The organism is Microcoleus sp. FACHB-68 (assembly GCF_014695715.1).
Classification (GTDB): domain Bacteria; phylum Cyanobacteriota; class Cyanobacteriia; order Cyanobacteriales; family Oscillatoriaceae; genus FACHB-68.
This window is the reverse complement of sequence record NZ_JACJOT010000008.1, coordinates 425231-442178: the sequence shown is the minus strand read 5'-3', so window position 1 is coordinate 442178 and position 16948 is coordinate 425231. Positions and strand designations below refer to the sequence as shown.

General features: G+C 46.1%; 13 protein-coding genes. 9 read left to right on the top strand and 4 right to left on the bottom strand.

Annotated features, from left to right (window positions below; all coding sequences use genetic code 11):
- Positions 1 to 66 precede the first annotated feature (66 nt).
- The gene (locus H6F73_RS10845; protein ID WP_190758781.1) at positions 67 to 327 is read left to right on the top strand and encodes a hypothetical protein; all 261 of its coding nucleotides are present in this window, start codon (positions 67 to 69) and stop codon (positions 325 to 327) included.
- A 126-nt stretch (positions 328 to 453) separates the two neighbouring features.
- On the opposite strand, the gene gatC is transcribed toward H6F73_RS10845, so the two are convergent.
- Both gatC and H6F73_RS10835 read right to left on the bottom strand, forming a co-directional pair.
- A complete protein-coding gene (gatC, locus tag H6F73_RS10840; protein ID WP_190758780.1) occupies positions 454 to 744 on the bottom strand; it encodes an Asp-tRNA(Asn)/Glu-tRNA(Gln) amidotransferase subunit GatC in 291 nt (96 codons plus the stop codon).
- A gap of 123 nt (positions 745 to 867) precedes the next feature.
- A complete protein-coding gene (locus H6F73_RS10835; RefSeq protein ID WP_190758779.1) occupies positions 868 to 1389 on the bottom strand; it encodes a photosystem I assembly protein Ycf3 in 522 nt (173 codons plus the stop codon).
- Between the two features lie 318 nt (positions 1390 to 1707).
- On the opposite strand from H6F73_RS10835, the gene H6F73_RS26970 reads away from it, so the two are divergent.
- Positions 1708 to 1842 (top strand): hypothetical protein, encoded by a 135-nt coding sequence (locus tag H6F73_RS26970; RefSeq protein WP_277882598.1) that lies wholly within the window; start codon positions 1708 to 1710, stop codon positions 1840 to 1842.
- Positions 1843 to 2192: 350 nt separating this feature from the next.
- Complete coding sequence (locus tag H6F73_RS10830) at positions 2193 to 3866, top strand: metallophosphoesterase (RefSeq protein ID WP_190758778.1); 1674 nt, start codon at positions 2193 to 2195, stop codon at positions 3864 to 3866.
- Positions 3867 to 3989: 123 nt separating this feature from the next.
- Here the strand turns inward: H6F73_RS10830 and H6F73_RS10825 are convergent, their stop codons facing one another.
- The gene (locus H6F73_RS10825; RefSeq protein ID WP_190758777.1) at positions 3990 to 4994 is read right to left on the bottom strand and encodes a tetratricopeptide repeat protein; all 1005 of its coding nucleotides are present in this window, start codon (positions 4992 to 4994) and stop codon (positions 3990 to 3992) included.
- 248 nt (positions 4995 to 5242) lie between these two features.
- On the opposite strand from H6F73_RS10825, the gene H6F73_RS10820 reads away from it, so the two are divergent.
- The 4 genes from H6F73_RS10820 to H6F73_RS26535 all read left to right on the top strand — a co-directional run bounded on the left by H6F73_RS10820 (position 5243) and on the right by H6F73_RS26535 (position 9124).
- The gene (locus H6F73_RS10820; RefSeq protein WP_190758776.1) at positions 5243 to 5389 is read left to right on the top strand and encodes a hypothetical protein; all 147 of its coding nucleotides are present in this window, start codon (positions 5243 to 5245) and stop codon (positions 5387 to 5389) included.
- A gap of 24 nt (positions 5390 to 5413) precedes the next feature.
- On the top strand, positions 5414 to 8152 hold the full coding sequence (locus tag H6F73_RS10815) for a valine--tRNA ligase (RefSeq protein WP_190758775.1): 2739 nt from the start codon (positions 5414 to 5416) through the stop codon (positions 8150 to 8152).
- Between the two features lie 161 nt (positions 8153 to 8313).
- The gene (locus tag H6F73_RS10810; protein ID WP_190758774.1) at positions 8314 to 8778 is read left to right on the top strand and encodes a hypothetical protein; all 465 of its coding nucleotides are present in this window, start codon (positions 8314 to 8316) and stop codon (positions 8776 to 8778) included.
- A gap of 211 nt (positions 8779 to 8989) precedes the next feature.
- Complete coding sequence (locus H6F73_RS26535; protein WP_347239516.1) at positions 8990 to 9124, top strand: carbonic anhydrase; 135 nt, start codon at positions 8990 to 8992, stop codon at positions 9122 to 9124.
- A 213-nt stretch (positions 9125 to 9337) separates the two neighbouring features.
- Here the strand turns inward: H6F73_RS26535 and H6F73_RS10800 are convergent, their stop codons facing one another.
- A complete protein-coding gene (locus H6F73_RS10800) occupies positions 9338 to 11413 on the bottom strand; it encodes an AarF/ABC1/UbiB kinase family protein (protein ID WP_190758773.1) in 2076 nt (691 codons plus the stop codon).
- A gap of 606 nt (positions 11414 to 12019) precedes the next feature.
- Here H6F73_RS10800 and recN point away from each other — a divergent pair.
- Together recN and H6F73_RS10790 are read left to right on the top strand one after the other, a co-directional pair.
- Positions 12020 to 13858: a DNA repair protein RecN gene (recN, locus tag H6F73_RS10795; protein WP_190758772.1), complete on the top strand. Its 1839-nt coding sequence runs from the start codon at positions 12020 to 12022 to the stop codon at positions 13856 to 13858.
- 393 nt (positions 13859 to 14251) lie between these two features.
- Positions 14252 to 16897, top strand: a complete 2646-nt coding sequence (locus tag H6F73_RS10790; RefSeq protein WP_190758771.1) for an adenylate/guanylate cyclase domain-containing protein — start codon at positions 14252 to 14254, stop codon at positions 16895 to 16897.
- The last annotated feature ends 51 nt before the right edge of the window (positions 16898 to 16948 follow it).

The window sequence follows — 16948 nt, the reverse complement described above, 5'->3', positions numbered from 1 at the left end:
CATTCTGGCTCAATTATGTGAGGTTGATACAAAAGGCATTTTTGCCACTCAATCGGAGATTCTTCCATGAGTACGCCAGAACCGGCCAGAGAACGAATGCTTCAGCAGCGTCAGCAGGACGAAAGACACCATCAGTCCATGCTGAACCGCTCTGAAGCCGAAGTTCATGCAGCGCAAGACAACGAGCAGACTTCAGAACACGCACGAGAATTAATGGCTCAGCACCGGCAGCACGATGAAAAACAGCATCAGTCTATGCTGAGTCGTTCATCTGAGGAAGTTGGCATGACTAACAATCATGAAAATACTTCCCAAGAGCAAACTTGAGCCATCCTGTTGCCGGCAAATCGAATAAAATCAAGCCAAAGTGGGAGAAGAACAAACCTCAGATTTTCGAGTTTTGTTCTTCTCCCGCTTTCGTCATTCCTAGCCGGTTATTTTTGCCAAAAAAGGCTAACTTTCGCCAATAATTTTTGGCACTTTGAAGAATTCACCCTCTTGATCGGGGGCGCAGCTTAGGATTTCTTCTCGATAAGGATAGGGCTGAAGATCATCCGGGCGCGTTACATTGCTAACATCAATGACTCGCGTTGTTGGAAGCACATTCTCGGTGTTGAGTTCGCTCAATTGCTCAAAATAATCCAGAATGCTACCGAGTTGAGTTGTAAATTGCTCCTCTTCCTCGGCTGTGAGTTCTAATCTCGCTAGATGAGCGACTTTGCGGACTTGATCGCGATCAATCATGTGAATCTTAAAGGTTGAATTTTGACTTTTAATTAGCTAGTCGCTTAGGAATGGGTAGGGGGCAATCATCGTAATAATTCCCATACCTTTAGGTTGGTGCAGCCTTACCCAATTCCCAATTCCCTAGAAATACACGTCCATCGCAGATCGCCCAGTCGTCTTCAGCCAGTTTTGAGCTTCAATGTAGTTATTGGGTGCAATGCGAATTGCTCGCTTCCAATACTCAGCAGCTTTCTGGTACATTTCTTCGGCTTCCTCATCTTGACCCGCTTCCTTCGCTTTATCGCCGCGATAGTGATAAATCACAGCAATATTGTTCAGCGCCTGGGGCAAGCGAGGGTTGAGTTCAAGGGCTTCGAGATAGTATTCCATCGCTTTATCCTGTTCACCGTTGCTGGTATGGATCAGCCCGATGTTGTAGAGGATATAGCTGCGATCATTGGGATCTTCTTCCAGCTTCAGCGCTTCCAAGTAGTTTTCTAAAGCTTCTGCATATTCCCCATCCGCCTGGGCAGACATCCCATCGCGGTAGTAGGCGAAAGCTTCTTTCGCTTTTTGGTTAGTAGGCAGGATCTTCAGGATGATATCTGCCATCACCGTGAAGCTTTTGTCGATGAAGTTGTCGTTCCGTTGAGTTCTGGGCATAGGTTTGGGGCTACTGGCTCACATTAGCCTGTTAGATGGTGCCGGCAATCACGCCTTTTAATGTAGCTTAGCGCCGATCTGCGGTTCTGGAGCGTTTTCGTTACATTCCCAGACGCTTGCCGGCTGTCTCTCTCAGATGGCCATTGTGATCGGTATCACCCCGATGGCAGCTTGCACTCACACAGTGTTTATCTTGAAATCACGGGTCTGTTAAAAACTTATCACATTCTTTAAAGCCTTAAATCACTTAATCTAATAAGTCTATCGTTCATACTAATAGTTAAGAAAAGGTACAAGACCGAATTGAGGAAACCCACCATGTTGTACACCCAAACCCCCAAAAAACCCTCTTTCTTGAAAATTGTCTACTCTAAAGTCAAAGTCAACGGAAGAGAAGAATTAGTGCCAATGGAGCTATATACGGATGGTTCTGTCAAACGCTGCGAATCCTAGGGCTAAATATCTAGAATATGCAACAAACACAAAGATTTGCTTCCCTCCCTTGGGGCGCGAACCTTAACCGCCCTTTAACCTTAAAACACGTTAAAAAATCATCCTCCGGTATAACTATCGGGGGATGATTTTTATGGTAAATAAAACGAATACGCAATAGGCGTTATTTTAGAATAAACCAGGCAGATGGTTTCTATAAGCTGGGAGTGAGTGAAATGCGATGGAATTCTGTTTATAGAAAATCGCTTAGGTTCAAGCGCCTCAACCGGCACATGGCAAACACAGTTGCCGGCTTCGTTATTCTTATCTCACTTTTTTGGGTTTTTAGTACATATCAGGCATCGCTTTCTATGACAACTCATTCTCAACTGCTAACCGATCCTTTTTTACAAATGCCGGCTGAAAATTCGGTGCGAGTCGTTTGGTTTACCGAGTTTGCCGGTTCTCGCCACACGGTTATTTATGGCAAAAATTTGGATCAAGAAGTGATCGCGACTACTACCCAGTTAAGCCGCACTCGTGAAGATAGCCGCTCACAAGTTAAAGGTCAAACTAAAGATAATCCTATTTTTACGCAGCCAACAAGGCGAAACATCTGGCGTCACGAAGCAAAAATTGAGAATTTAATTCCAGATAAAAAGGTGCCTTATTCTGTCGCAAGTGTGCGAGAAAATGGGGAGAAAGTTGAAAGTGCTGTGTTTACCCTTACCCCGGCACCTTCTGCGAAACAACCTTTAAAAATCTTATTAACGTCCGATCATCAGTTAATGCCAATGACGGCGGCTAATCTTGAGAAAGTTGTCGAAACAGTGGGTAAGGTAGATGCCGTTTTTCACGCTGGAGACTTGGTAAACATTCCTGATCGGGCTTCAGAATGGTTTGATGATGATCGGGGGGGCGCTTTTTTTCCGTGTATGCAAGGACGCGCTAACTACGAATTAGAAAAAAATAACGTTAAAACTGTTTATAAAGGCGGAGAATTAATTCAACACGCCCCACTATTTACGACGATTGGAAATCATGAAGTTATGGGACGCTTTTCGATGGAAAGCAGCCTGAATGAGCAGTTGTATGATGCTTATCCTCGCACAGCCGCTCAACAACTCGACCAAAATGCAGATGAAACCTGGCTAAAAAATAATTCTTTTAATACGGACACTTACGAAGAGATTTTTTCGCTTCCTGAAAGTAATGAAGGTGGAGAAAAGTATTATGCTGTAACCTTTGGGGATGTGCGGTTGGTAGTTCCTTTCATAACAAACGTCTGGCGAGTTGAAAGCCTAAATGCTGATGCGAAGGGAAGATATCGGGAACGAGAGCAAGATTTAAATAATCCGGCTGCCTGGGGATATGGGCAGCATATTTTTGAGCCAATTGTCAAGGGAAGCGTTCAATATAATTGGCTGGAAAAAGAGCTGAATAGTTCAGAGTTTAAGCAGGCAAAATACAAGATTGTCATGTTCCACCATCCGCCGCATACGCTTGGGGGAAATATTGTGCCGGCATATACAGATCCGGTGCAGATGATTGAGCGTAATTCTAGTGGCAATATTCAGGCAATTCGCTATGAATACCCGAAGGATGCTGATTATATTATTCGGGATGTTGTCCCTTTGCTAGAGGCTGCCGGTGTGCAGTTGGTATTCTATGGACATTCCCATTTATGGAATCGATTCCTGGATTCTCAGGGAATCCACTTTTTAGAAACCTCAAATGTCGGGAATTCTTATGGCGCGGCGGTGGCAGAAAATCCGCGAAACGTCCCAGCCGGCTATCAGGAAGAATATGCAGCAACCGGCAATCCCAATGGGTTAGAGCCGGTGATGCCAACAATTGCGCCAATTCTTGATGAAAATGGGAAGTCGGTGTCTTATATTGCGAGTAACGATCTAACAGTTTTTAGCATATTAGATACGGGTGCCGGCACGGTGAGCAGCTATTACTTTGATACGCGGTTGCCGCAATCAAACGTGGTGAAATTTGATGAATTTAAACTTGGGGTGCCGGCTAGAAATCAAAAATAGGAAAAATAAAGCAAGGGAGCGAAGCTTTTATAATGGCTTCGCTTTATCTAAGAAAATATAAGTCTGAAAGCAGTGCCGGTTAAAATTTATCAATTGCAAGCTTATAATTCCAATGGGCAAATTTTATGAATTAATAAATTCTCCTTCAGAAAGCAAGTCTTCAAGATTACTTAAATCTTCTTTCTCCCAAGTAGAATTTAAGGTAGTATTAAAGTATTCTCCCCCATGATTCTGCTCAACTCGCGGAGCTTCTTTAGAATAAGTCTTCGCATCAGAAGTACCCCGCTGAGCTTGGTAGTAGGTATAAGCTTCAGCATTAATACACATGACGTGATAAAAATCTTTATTCGCCCCAGGTTCATCTCCCAATTTATAACGGGCTAATCCTCGATTCATATAAGCTTTTGCATAGGTGGGATCGATCACTACCGCTTGATTGTAATCTTCAATGGCTCCCCCGTAATCTCCTAATTTAGCTCGAACACAGCCTCGATTGTAGTAAGCATAAACGTTTTTTGGATCAATTATCAACGCTTGATTGTAATCGTTAATTGCTTGTTGATAATCTTTTAAGTGATAATAAGAAAGGCCGCGATTAATATAAGCTTTGATATATTTTGTATTTAATTGCAAAGTTCGCTCGAAATCTAAAATTGCGGCTTGTTTATTTCCCAAAAGATAGTAAGCTCGGCCACGATTGTAATAAAACTTGTAGTTATTGGGATTGATAGCTATTGAGCGATCGTAATCTTGAATAGCCGATTCGTATTCCCCTAAATGAGCAAAAGCCAGCCCCCGGTTGTTATAACCGGCCTCCAAATTATAATTGTTCGCAATGGCTCGATTAAAATCTTCAATGGCTTGTTGATGCTCTCCTAATTTGCGCCAAGCATTCCCCCGATAAAAATATGTTTTAGATAGTTTCGCATTGAGATACAAGGCTTTATTAAAATCTTCAATTGCCCTTTCATAGTCTTGTAAATAATAATAAGCAAGACCGCGCTGATGGTAAGCTCTAACCGCTCCTGGTTGCAGCTCCAGCGTCTGGTTGAAGTCGTCAATGGCTCCCCAGTAGTTGCCCTGACGGGCTTTGTGCAAACCTTGTTCATACAATTGTTTTGCCGGCATACGGGGTCTCCTCTAATAAATTTAATGGGGGAACGAGATAAAATTTTTATGTTAGACTCTAAAAACAATTTTAGCAAAAATTTTTCTGCTTCGGCAGCAACTCTGGCTGAAGAAAAGTGTTAAAAATCAGCAAAACAAAGCGTAAACTGACAAAAATCGAGAGGATGGTTTTCTCCAAAGGAAACTAATGACTTACCCTAATCCAGCATTCAGATTCAGTAAAAGATGCTGATCAAAAAAATATTCCCTTGTGCCGGAAATTGCAAAGCCGGCGCAAGAAATTTCAACTTTACCATCCCACGCCCCAAACGCCAGTTGCTCTCACTCCTCACCGGCATCTCAGCGCCGGCAAGCGGAAGCCGCCCTATCCTCAGCCCTATGGCACAATCTTATAAAGAAACCCTGCCCTTTCTCCACTGATGACTCCAACCCTCCCCCCTCAATACGATCCAGCAACCACAGAAGCCAAGTGGCAAAAATTCTGGGAAGAAAATCAAGTATTCAAAGCTGATCCAAATCATCCGGGCGAACCCTATTGCATGGTTATCCCGCCGCCCAATGTCACCGGCAGCTTGCACATAGGCCACACCCTCGGCGATACCATTATGGATATCCTCGTGCGCTACCACCGCATGAAAGGACGCAACACCCTATGGGTTCCCGGAACCGATCACGCCAGTATCGCAGTACAAACGATTCTGGAAAAACAGCTCAAGGAAGAAGGTAAAACCCGCTACGATTTGGGGCGCGAACAATTCTTAGAACGGGCTTGGGCGTGGAAAGCAAAATCCAAGGGGACAATTGTTGGCCAACTTCGCCGGCTGGGTGTGTCAGTCGATTGGTCGCGGGAACGCTTCACAATGGATGAGGGCTTATCCCAAGCTGTTTCACAAGCGTTCGTCCAACTCTACGAACAAGGGCTAATCTATCGCGGCAATTATCTCGTGAATTGGTGCCCAGAGTCCCAGTCTGCCGTCTCTGACTTAGAAGTCGAAAATAAAGAAGTTAAAGGCAATCTCTGGCACTTCCGCTATCCCCTCAGCGACAATTCTGGCTACCTGGAAGTGGCAACAACCCGCCCAGAAACCATGTTGGGAGATACCGCCGTTGCTGTTAATCCCAACGATGATCGCTACAAGCATTTAATCGGGAAAACCCTGACGCTGCCAATTATGGGGCGAGAAATTCCGATTATTGCCGATGAATTAGTTGATCCCGAATTCGGCACCGGCTGCGTCAAAGTCACGCCGGCACATGACCCAAATGACTTTGAAATGGGCCAGCGCCATCAACTGCCGTTCATCAATATTATGAACAAAGATGGCTCCTTAAACGAAAATGCCGGCCCATTCCAAGGACAACCCCGCTTTACCGCCCGCAAAAATGTCGTAAAGCGGCTAGAAGAAGACGGCGTGCTCGTAAAAATCGAGGATTACAACCACAGCGTCCCTTATAGCGATCGAGGAAAGGTGCCGGTGGAACCCCTCCTCTCTACCCAGTGGTTCGTCAAAATTCGCCCCCTCGCTGACAAGGCGCTAGACTCCCTAGACAACCAAAACTCCCCGGAATTTGTGCCTCAGCGCTGGACGAAAGTTTACCGCGACTGGCTAGTAAAAATAAAAGATTGGTGCATTTCCCGGCAGTTGTGGTGGGGGCATCAAATCCCCGCCTGGTATGTCGTCAGTGAAACCGGCGGCGAAATTACCGACAGCACCCCCTTTGTCGTGGGACGAAATGAAGCCGAGGCGCGAGAAAAAGCCGATTCACAATTTGGTGAAAATGTCAAGTTAGAGCAAGATCCCGATGTCCTCGATACCTGGTTTTCTTCTGGACTTTGGCCCTTCTCAACCTTGGGTTGGCCAGAACAAACCACAGATTTCACCACTTATTATCCCACTGCCACCCTTGTCACCGGCTTTGATATCATCTTCTTCTGGGTTGCCCGGATGACAATGATGGCAGGACATTTCACGGATCAAATGCCGTTTAAAGACGTTTATATTCACGGGTTAGTGCTCGATGAAAACGGCAAGAAAATGTCAAAATCTGCTAATAATGGCATCGATCCGCTGTTACTAATGGATAAATATGGGACAGATGCCTTGCGCTATGCTTTGGTGCGAGAAGTTGCCGGTGCCGGCCAAGATATCCGGCTGGAATATAATCGCAAAAAACAAGAATCGGCAACCGTAGAAGCCTCTCGTAACTTCACCAATAAGTTGTGGAATGCCGCCCGGTTTGTGATGATGAATCTAGATGGGCAAACACCCCAACAATTAGGCCAGCCGGCAGCAGATGCCCTAGAATTGTGTGATCGCTGGATTCTGTCTCGCTATCATCAGATGGTGCGGCAAAGCGGCGATTCCATCGAAAATTACGGCATCGGAGAAGCTGCAAAAGCACTCTATGAATTCTTCTGGGGCGATTTCTGCGATTGGTATATTGAGCTAGTGAAGTCGCGTTTACAAGGTGAGGATACAGCCTCGCGGCAGGTGGCGCAGCAAACCTTGGCAGTTGTTTTGGAAGGAATTTTAAAACTGCTGCATCCCTTTATGCCTCACATTACTGAGGAAGTTTGGCACACCCTAACGCAAGCCGGTGAAAATCAAACGTTAGCCTTACAAATCTATCCAGAGGTTGATGCAACTTTGCTCAATCTAGAGTTAGAGTCAGATTTTGATTTGCTGATGGGCACAATCCGCACAGTTCGCAATCTTCGCGCTGAAGCGGATATCAAGCCGGCGGTGAAAGTGTCGGCGATTTTACAAAGTGAAAGTGAGCGCGAACGACAAATTCTCACATTAGGGCAATCTTACATTCAAGATTTAGCGAAAGTTGAGCAATTAACCATCGCTGAGACAATTGATTCTGATTCTCTCCAAACTCAAGAAGGAGAAGGCGGCTCAATTGCCGGTGTGGTGGGAACTGTTCAAGTTGTCATTCCTTTAGCCGGCGTTGTTGATGTTGCGGCACTGCGATCTAAATTAGAAAAAAGTTTAGCGAAAGTAGACGCAGAAGCTAAATCTTTAAGCGCTCGGCTGAGTAATGCTGCTTTTGTTGATAATGCTAAACCAGAAGTGGTGCAGGGAGCGCGGGATGCACTAGCAGAAGCCGAGAAACAGGTGGAAATTTTGCAGAGCCGGCTCAATAACCTCTAGCAATAGCATCTAGTATTACCTCCTGAGATTCTCAGCGTTTTGTCAAGGTGCCTCCGCACAAATCCTGTGCCGGTTGGCACCTTGAAACTTACCAATTTCCTCAAATATCAATGTGCGCTAAGTAAACCATTAAAAATCTAATCGAGCGAGAAAATTAGGCAATGCTTTATTTAGCTCAGGTGCAAAGAAAAGGGTTCTTAGGTAAAACCGGCATCCGACTTTTGGCTCGCCAAAAATCAGAAGACACTTGGGCACTTGTTCCCGGTGAAGACATTATATTTTTAACAGAACCCAGCCCTTTAACCGATGGTTTCCTTGTTTTGGTCGAGCTTTCTCCTACTCGCCAAATTGTGAAAATTCAAGAAGCCGTTCCTTGGATTTTGGATTTAGTTCAGCAATATTTAACTAAAGGCTTTTCGCCGGCATTCTTACAACAAGAAGCTGAGCGAGTTGAACACTGGCGGCAGTCCCTCACCTTACAAAGTCAGGATCTCGCCCGTCGTAGCATCGAACTTGAAGCGCGTCGCGAACAAATTCAAGAGTTAGAAGAAAAACTCAAACAGCAAAAACGCACACTAGAATTGCTGGCTGCTCAGTTACAAGCGAGAGGAAATTCCGCGTCGTGACTGTCTAGACATGAAGCCGGCATTTGAAGATTAGGGTTTATTTCTTTCATCCTTCAGAAATTTTTATTAACTTATGTGAAATATCTTTACTTAAAATCGATGACTTCCATAATAGAAAATAGCTAAGTCCGTAAACAAAAATATTTAAACAAATAAGCGATTAAAAATTAAATTCTACAGCTTTTAACTGCAATCGCTTCAAGAAAACGTTTTGACTCAAATAGACAATTTGCGAACTTATCCGGTTATTCGTGCCAAACTGCGTGCGCGTCAAATCCACATTCACGCTTGGGTTTATAAAATTGAGACGGGGGAAAGTATTTGCTTACAACGCCCTAGACGCTGAGTTTGAACCGCTTGATGAGCAGTTTCCGGCATCCTTGAATTGTGTCCATGCTGATATGGCAGCGATGCACCTAGAATCAATGTCTTTGAGTTTAACTTAACTAAGATGGTAAGGAGTTAGCCGGTGAGAGAATAGGTTGATTTTTGGTTTTTAACCGCAGATAAACGCAGATAAAGTTAACCGGCTGATAGCTTCATCTGTGTAATTTTTGGATTATTTTGTTCTTTGAGCCGGCAGAGATAAGGGGCGTTGTTGGCTGCCGTTGTAACCCTTAGTTTCACTCGGTTGATCGCGCAGTAAAACATCACGAATCAACCGCGCTAAAGCACGCTGAGCTAAACCACCGGCAATTTGCTTACCCATGCGCTGAGTTTCTGGCTTGAGGATGAGCTGGGGAAGCACTGAAGCCACCTTTACCGGATCGAAACCTTTTGTTTCTTGAAGAATTCCCAAAATGCGTTGGAAATGCTCCATATTTTTCTCTTCTGCAGGAGTCATCGCCGGCTTGTTTACCCTTAAACCAAACCACTCTCCCACAACAGAAGTCGCATTTTGAAAACTTTGGCGCGAGAGGGTATCTAAAGTCTTAACAATCTCATCAATCAAGTAATCCCGAATGAAATCTCCCCTTTCGGAGAACAAAAATTCTAATGCTTGATTCAGCGCTTGACTGATATCATAATCATCGCTACTTTTCGCATTCTTTAATAAATTCTCCAGCCGGTTCCAGCGGAAACTACCTTCCTTAAACAGCAAATCTCGCAAAGAAGATCGCAATTCTGGGGATGTATCTGTTAACAGCCGCTTTGCCACATACGGATAAGCTTTACTGAGTACCTTAAAGTTGGGATCGACATTAATTGCAATCCCTTCTAAGGTCACGAGCGACCGGATAATCAATGCGTAGTAAGCCGGCACGCGGAAGGGATAGTCATACATCACTTGCGATAACTCGTCAGTAATGCTCTTGAAATTCAGTTCTGCAACACTTGCTCCCAAAGCATTACCAAACACGCCGGCTAGTGCTGGAATAATTGGCGTTAGGTCAGTATCCGGTGTCAAAAACTCTAGCTTCACATAATCGTGAGCCAAGCCTTCAAAATCGCGGTTGACGAGGTGAACAATAGCTTGAATTAAACCGTAACGCTGATAAGGTTTCACCTCGCTCATCATGCCAAAGTCGAGGTAAGCTAACTGGCCATCTCGCGTTGCCATCAAATTACCCGGATGGGGATCGGCATGGAAAAAGCCGTGTTCTAGCAACTGGCGCAGGGAACACTGAACGCCTAATTCAATGAGGTATGAAGCGTCAATTCCTTGAGCGCTTAGCGATTCTAAATTGGTTAGTTTGGTGCCGTCGATCCACTCCATTGTCAGCACCCGCCGGCCCGTGTAAGGCCAGTAAATTTTAGGCACGTAAATGTCTTTCAAATGGCCGTATAACTCGGCGAATCGTTCGGCATTATGACCCTCGTGGGTGTAGTCCATTTCCTCAAACAAGCGGGCGGCAAACTCATCGGCAATTGCCACTAAGTCGCTGCGAACTTGTTTCATATTTCTTTGTGCCCAAGCAGCCAACCGCCGCAAGATGTAAACATCTAAAGTGATGCTTTCAGCTAAACCGGGTCGTTGTACCTTCACCGCCACCGTTTCGCCGGTTTTCAGTTTGCCTTTGTAAACTTGCCCCAGGGACGCCGCCGCCACCGGCTCTAGTGAAAGTTCGGCATAAATCTCATCAGGATGAGCGCCAAGTTCTTCTTCAATAAATTGGTAGGCAATTTTGTTGGCGAAGGGAGGCAGTTGATCTTGCAATTTTGCCAACTCTTCCAAATAACCCGGTGGCACCAAGTCAGGACGTGTTGATAAAGCTTGCCCGATTTTGATGAAGGCTGGGCCTAACTGAGTCAGCATTTTCCGCAACTGCTCAGCTCTCGCCGGCTGATTTTTGACCAATCTGCCGGTTTGGCGATCCCACCACAGATTTATGCCAAAGCTAGCCAGTTTCGACACAATGCTTAGCCTGCGCCGCCACACTGGCAGCGGTCTGGTGCTGTAATATTCGTTAATCGCGACTGCATCGTACTGCAGCGCATCTGCTGAAAAGTTATCTGCCGGCACCGGCACGGCGATGTCTGTTAGCTCCACCACTCTGGGGATGCGCTCACTCTCAACCGTGATAGTGGCAACTGCCGAGCTTGCCTCCTGGGTTGTGGCTGCAGATATCGGCTGCTCGGTCATTGTCGCTGAATTCAACTGGGCTGAGGTAGGTGATACCGTCTTGACATCCATGAGTTAGGAACCGACTAGAGGTAACGATGTTAAACATTGTAACAATTTGCCGGTGGCGCACCATAATTCCCAAGGTAGAATCTCAGTTCAGGAGTGGCTGCCGGCGCAACAAACCGCCTGTGTGTCAAAAAACAGCAGCGTGTCAAGTTAAAGTGAAGGGGAAAATCGGCTTGCTCGCGCTGGGTTTTCTCCTGTGGGGGCGAATTCCCCCTCACCCAGGCCCAAAAGCGGCAGCCTGCAGGCTCACTTTGGGTGCTGCCAGAGATCAAGAAAATAAAGCCAAAAAAACTCACTCAAGATATCTGCTTTAACTGAATTCAATCTCAATGTTTAAAATTCAAATCACTGAAACTTGAAAAATTTAAGCTTTACCCCATAATTTTTTTAGACAAAGTTAAGTTTAGATTAAAGTTTTTTTATTTTCCAATATCTTGATTAATTCGCTTGTTTAACCAAATTTGATAGGATTCCAAGCAATTTCAAAAAAAACAACTTGGGTAAAACTTTTGTGTAATATCAAGGAATGCGTCAGCCTCACACCGGCAGATTGAAACAACCGTATTTGTGTGCTACCCGGCATATTGCCTTTAAGCTGAATTTTGACCCATGCTGATATCCTTACGGATTGAAAATTTTGCCTTGATAGATCGGCTGGAACTGGAATTTGGCACCAGCCTCAACGTCCTCACCGGCGAAACCGGCGCAGGAAAATCGATTATTCTAGATGCCCTTGATGCTGCCTTGGGTGGCAAAGTCACAGGTCGGGCCATCCGCACCGGCGCAGAACGTGCTTTGGTCGAAGCCACATTTGAGCTTGATCCAGCCGTAGCAGAGTGGGTACGAGAGCAGGAAATTGACCTTTTCGATGGCACCTTACTCGTTGCCTGCCGGGAACTGGTAGCCGGTCAAACCAGCCTCCGCAGCCGATCTCGCCTGAATGGGGTGCTCGTCAACCGCCAGCTCATGGATCAGCTGCGGGAACGCCTGGTGGAAATCACCGCCCAAGGTCAAACCGTGCAACTTGGCCAACCGGCCCGCCAGCGCGACTGGCTAGACGCCTTTGGGGGAACCGCTATTTTGGAAAACCGGCAAAAAGTTGCAGCAGCCTTTGCCATTTCCCAGCAAGCATTACAAGCACTTGAACAGCGGCGGCAGTCAGAACAGCAACGACTGCAACGACTCGATTTGATTGATTATCAAATTAAAGAACTTAGTGCTGCCGGTTTGGGCGATGCCGAGGAATTAGAACAATTAGAAGGTGAGCGCAGACGCCTGGGACACGTCGTAGAGCTGCAACAGCAAAGCTATCAAGTTTATCAAGCACTTTATCAAAACGACACCGGATCAGAAGCCGCTGCCGATTTATTGGGGCAAGCGGAAGCAAGCCTGACAGATATGGTGCGCTACGACAGCGAGCTGCAATCAGTCCTCGATTTAGTGAGTAACGCCTTAGCCGATATAATGGAAGCAGGCCGGCAAATATCGACCTACGAGGCGAGTTTGGAGGCTGATCCCCAGCGGCTGCAAGACGTTGAGCAGCGGATCTTGGAACTTAAACAAATCTGTCGCAAATACGGGCCAGGGTTGGGCGATGCCATCGCCTACCATGAGCGGATTCAAACCGAGCTAGAGGAACTCACTGGCGAAGGTCAGTCCTTAGAAGTTTTGGAAAAAGCTTATCAAGTCGCTCAAAGCCAGCTAGCAGAAGCCTGTAGCGCGTTAAACAAGTTGCGCCAGACGGCTGCCGGTGAGCTGGAATCTCGCTTGATTAAACAACTTAAGCCCCTGGCGATGGAGAAAGTGCAGTTTCAAGTCGAAATTGCCCCCTGTCCTCCCACCGCTGCCGGTGCAGACCGAATTACTTTTAAATTTAGCCCAAATGCCGGTGAACCCTTACAACCGCTTACAGAAATTGCCTCTGGTGGGGAAATGAGTCGTTTCCTCTTGGCCTTGAAAGCCTGTTTCGCTCAGGTCGATGATGCCGGCGTGCTGGTTTTTGATGAAATTGATGTGGGCGTTTCTGGACGAGTCGCCCAAGCCATCGCCCAAAAGCTTTACCAACTCAGTCACCGGCATCAAGTCCTTTGCGTCACCCACCAGCCTCTAGTCGCGGCGATGGCGGATCATCATTACCGAGTGGACAAACAAACCATTGATTGTCCAGAAGCAGAAACCGACAACAATCATCAAGAATTCTTGATCCCCGATGTGCGGACGGTGGTTCGAGTCGCAAAGCTCAACCCTCACCAACGCCGCGAAGAACTGGCCCAGCTAGCAGGGGGCCAGTCCGCGCAACAATCGATTGCATTTGCAGATTCTCTCTTGGTTCAAGCGGCAAATCTCCGCACTAACGAGAACGCCATGCCTGCCGGCACTCAATTGGGGAAAAATTCAACCGCAATGCCGGTAAAAACACCATCCCAATCTACTGCAAAAAATTCTTAAACTTACGGTGTGATGGATTTGACCTGTGATGGATCGCCGGCCCAAACGCCCCAGTCTTGCCAATGCCCCGGTTACATATTCCCAAAACTCTCATAAAGGAAATACTTGGTAGAAATTAACACACATAATTCCCTTAAGGATGCCAAAATCATGATTGAAAGCTTAATGCGAGCCGGCTTCAGTGTCGAGATAACACACTTTTATCTGGCAAAACGTGCTATCACTTTAACAACATCGTCATCTATCATCCCATTCTCAACGACCGAGTAAACTGGGGGAGTAGTCTTGAATCTGCTTGCTCGGTGAAACCTACCCGTCAGGCGGTATTGGCAGAATACTTACACAGTTAAAGTCGTTCTCTAACTCCAGGCATCATTTTAAGAGTAAAGAGCTATGACAGCTGCATCTCCAAAATCAAATACTTGGGATCATCAAAACGGCGCAGTCATTGATGTCACAGCCCAAGTAGAGGGTAAAAAAAATCCCCCTCCTAAATCGGCATCCCCCGTCAGTGCATCTACCAGTTCATCTAACACAACGTCGCAGGGCGGTGCCCTTAGCAGATCGCAAGGCACCTTCACGTCTTACCTTTCCACCCTCAATCAGGAAAACTTTAAGCAAGTTGTTACTGAAGTAGAGGACAAACTCAAGGTTGTCAATCAAACCCTGTCTATGTTGGACAGTATGCTTGACAGCCAAGGCTTTGATGCGATTCTAGATGAGATGCTGCGCTCGATTACGTTAAAAACGGGCGAACTACTGGGTGCGGATCGAACGACTATTTTTTTACTAGATGAAGAAAAAAACGAACTTTGGTCGATCGTCGCCAAAGGTGAGGGTGGTGGAACCCTAGAAATCCGGATTCCAGCAGATAAAGGAATCGCCGGCGAATCGGCTACTTTTAAAAAAGTTGTTAATATTCCTTTCGATTTCTTTGACGATCCGCGCTCGGCTGAATCGAAGAAAACTTACAAAAAAACTGGATACCGCACTTACACGATGCTCTGTCTACCCTTGTTAAGCGAACAAGGAGATATCGTCGCTGTTGTGCAATTGCTTAATAAGCTGAAAAAACTTCACGATCCTGGCGCTCCCTTAGCCGACAGAATCGATACAAAGGGATTTACTGAGGCTGATGAAGAGGTCTTTGCCGACTTTGCCCCTTCAATTCGATTAATTCTAGAGTCGTCCCGCTCGTTTTATAAAGCCACTCAAAAACAGCGTGCGGCTTCAGCGTTGATCAATGCCACACAATCGCTTAGCCAAAGCAGTTTGGATCTCGAAGATACCCTCACCAAAGTGATGGATGAGGCGAAGAAACTCATGAACGCGGATCGCAGCACATTGTGGCTGTTAGATAAAGAGAAAAGCGAGCTGTGGACGAAAATTCCGATTAACGGCACTTTAAAAGAAATGCGGATTCCGAGAACCGCAGGCTTTGCCGGCCAAGTTGCGGAATCGGGAGAACCCCTTTTAATTAGCTTTGACTTGTACGATCATCCCGGCGCTGAACAAGCGAAAAAAACCGACCAAACAACTCGATACCGCACTTGCAGTATGTTGTGTATGCCGGTGTACAACGCGGATCACGAGTTGATCGGAGTTACACAATTAATTAATAAGAAAAAACAAGGAGAGTATCCCCCCTACAATCCCGAAGACTGGCCAAATGCGCCTGAATGCTGGCGGGCAAGTTTTAATCGCGGCGACATGGAATTCATGCACGCATTTAATATTCAAGCCGGCGTCGCCTTACAAAATGCCTCCCTCTTCGCCACAGTCAAGCAACAAGAACAAATGCAGCGAGATATTCTCCGCAGCATTTCCAATGGCATCATCTCCACCGACAGAAGCGGGCACATTATTGCAGCCAATGAAAGTGCCAAGAAAATGTTGGGCTTACAAGAAAGCGATCGGATTGAAGGTCAATACGTGATTGATCTGGTCAAAATTGAAGAGGCAGACTTCTCCAAGTGGTTCACAGCGGCGTTAGAAGCCAAGGATGAAAAAGCACGGCAGCAATATTACCCAGAGCAAACTTTACTTTCCCAAGGAAAAGAACAACATAGTATTAATCTGACGATTAGTACAATGGCAAGTGCAATTGACGCCAACATCGTCAATGGTGCTTTAGTGGTCATGGACGACATTAGCGATGAAAAACGGCTCAAGAGTACCATGTATCGCTACATGACCCAAGAAGTGGCTGAACAGTTGCTCGCAAGTGGCGACACCGGACTCGGTGGCAAGCGCAAAGAAGTTTCCGTTTTATTCTCAGATATTCGCAGCTACACCACCTTAACTGAAGGCATGGAAGCCGAACAAGTCGTGGCGATGCTCAACGAATATTTTGAATCGATGGTTGATGCCGTCTTTAAATACAAAGGCACCCTCGATAAATACATCGGTGACGCGATCATGGCAGTGTTTGGATCGCCCTTACCTCTGGCGGATCACGCCTGGTGTGCCGTGCAAACGGCAATTGAGATGCGCTCCCGGTTGATAAAATTCAATGAGGAACGCGTCGAAAATGGTAAGGCACCGATTAGCATTGGAATTGGCATTCACTCGGATGAAGTAGTGAGTGGCAATATCGGTTCGAGCAAGCGGATGGAACTCACCTCGATTGGGGATGGGGTGAACCTGGGCTCTCGCTTGGAAGGAACCAGCAAAATGTACGGCACTGATATTGTCATCAGTGAAAAAACCTATCTGCCTTGTGCCGACCGGCTTTATGTCAGGGAACTGGACTATATTACAGTTAAAGGAAAAAACGAGCCGGTGAAAATCTATGAACTCGTGGGACTGCGCTGTGAGGACATTGAACCCAAAAAGCTGGCAATAATGGAACATTACGAACAAGGACGACTGTATTACCGCAGTCGCCGGTTTGCCCAAGCTTTGGCTGAGTTCGGTCAAGTTCTGGAAATCGATCCGAAAAACAAAGCCGCTGAATTACACATCGAACGTTGCAATCATTTTCTCGTCGAACCACCCGCCGATAATTGGGATGGTGTCTGGAAACTCACAGAAAAATAGTATTCTGGTCGCAGAGAGTGCAGTTGAGGAGCTGAAATCGATCAATCGAAA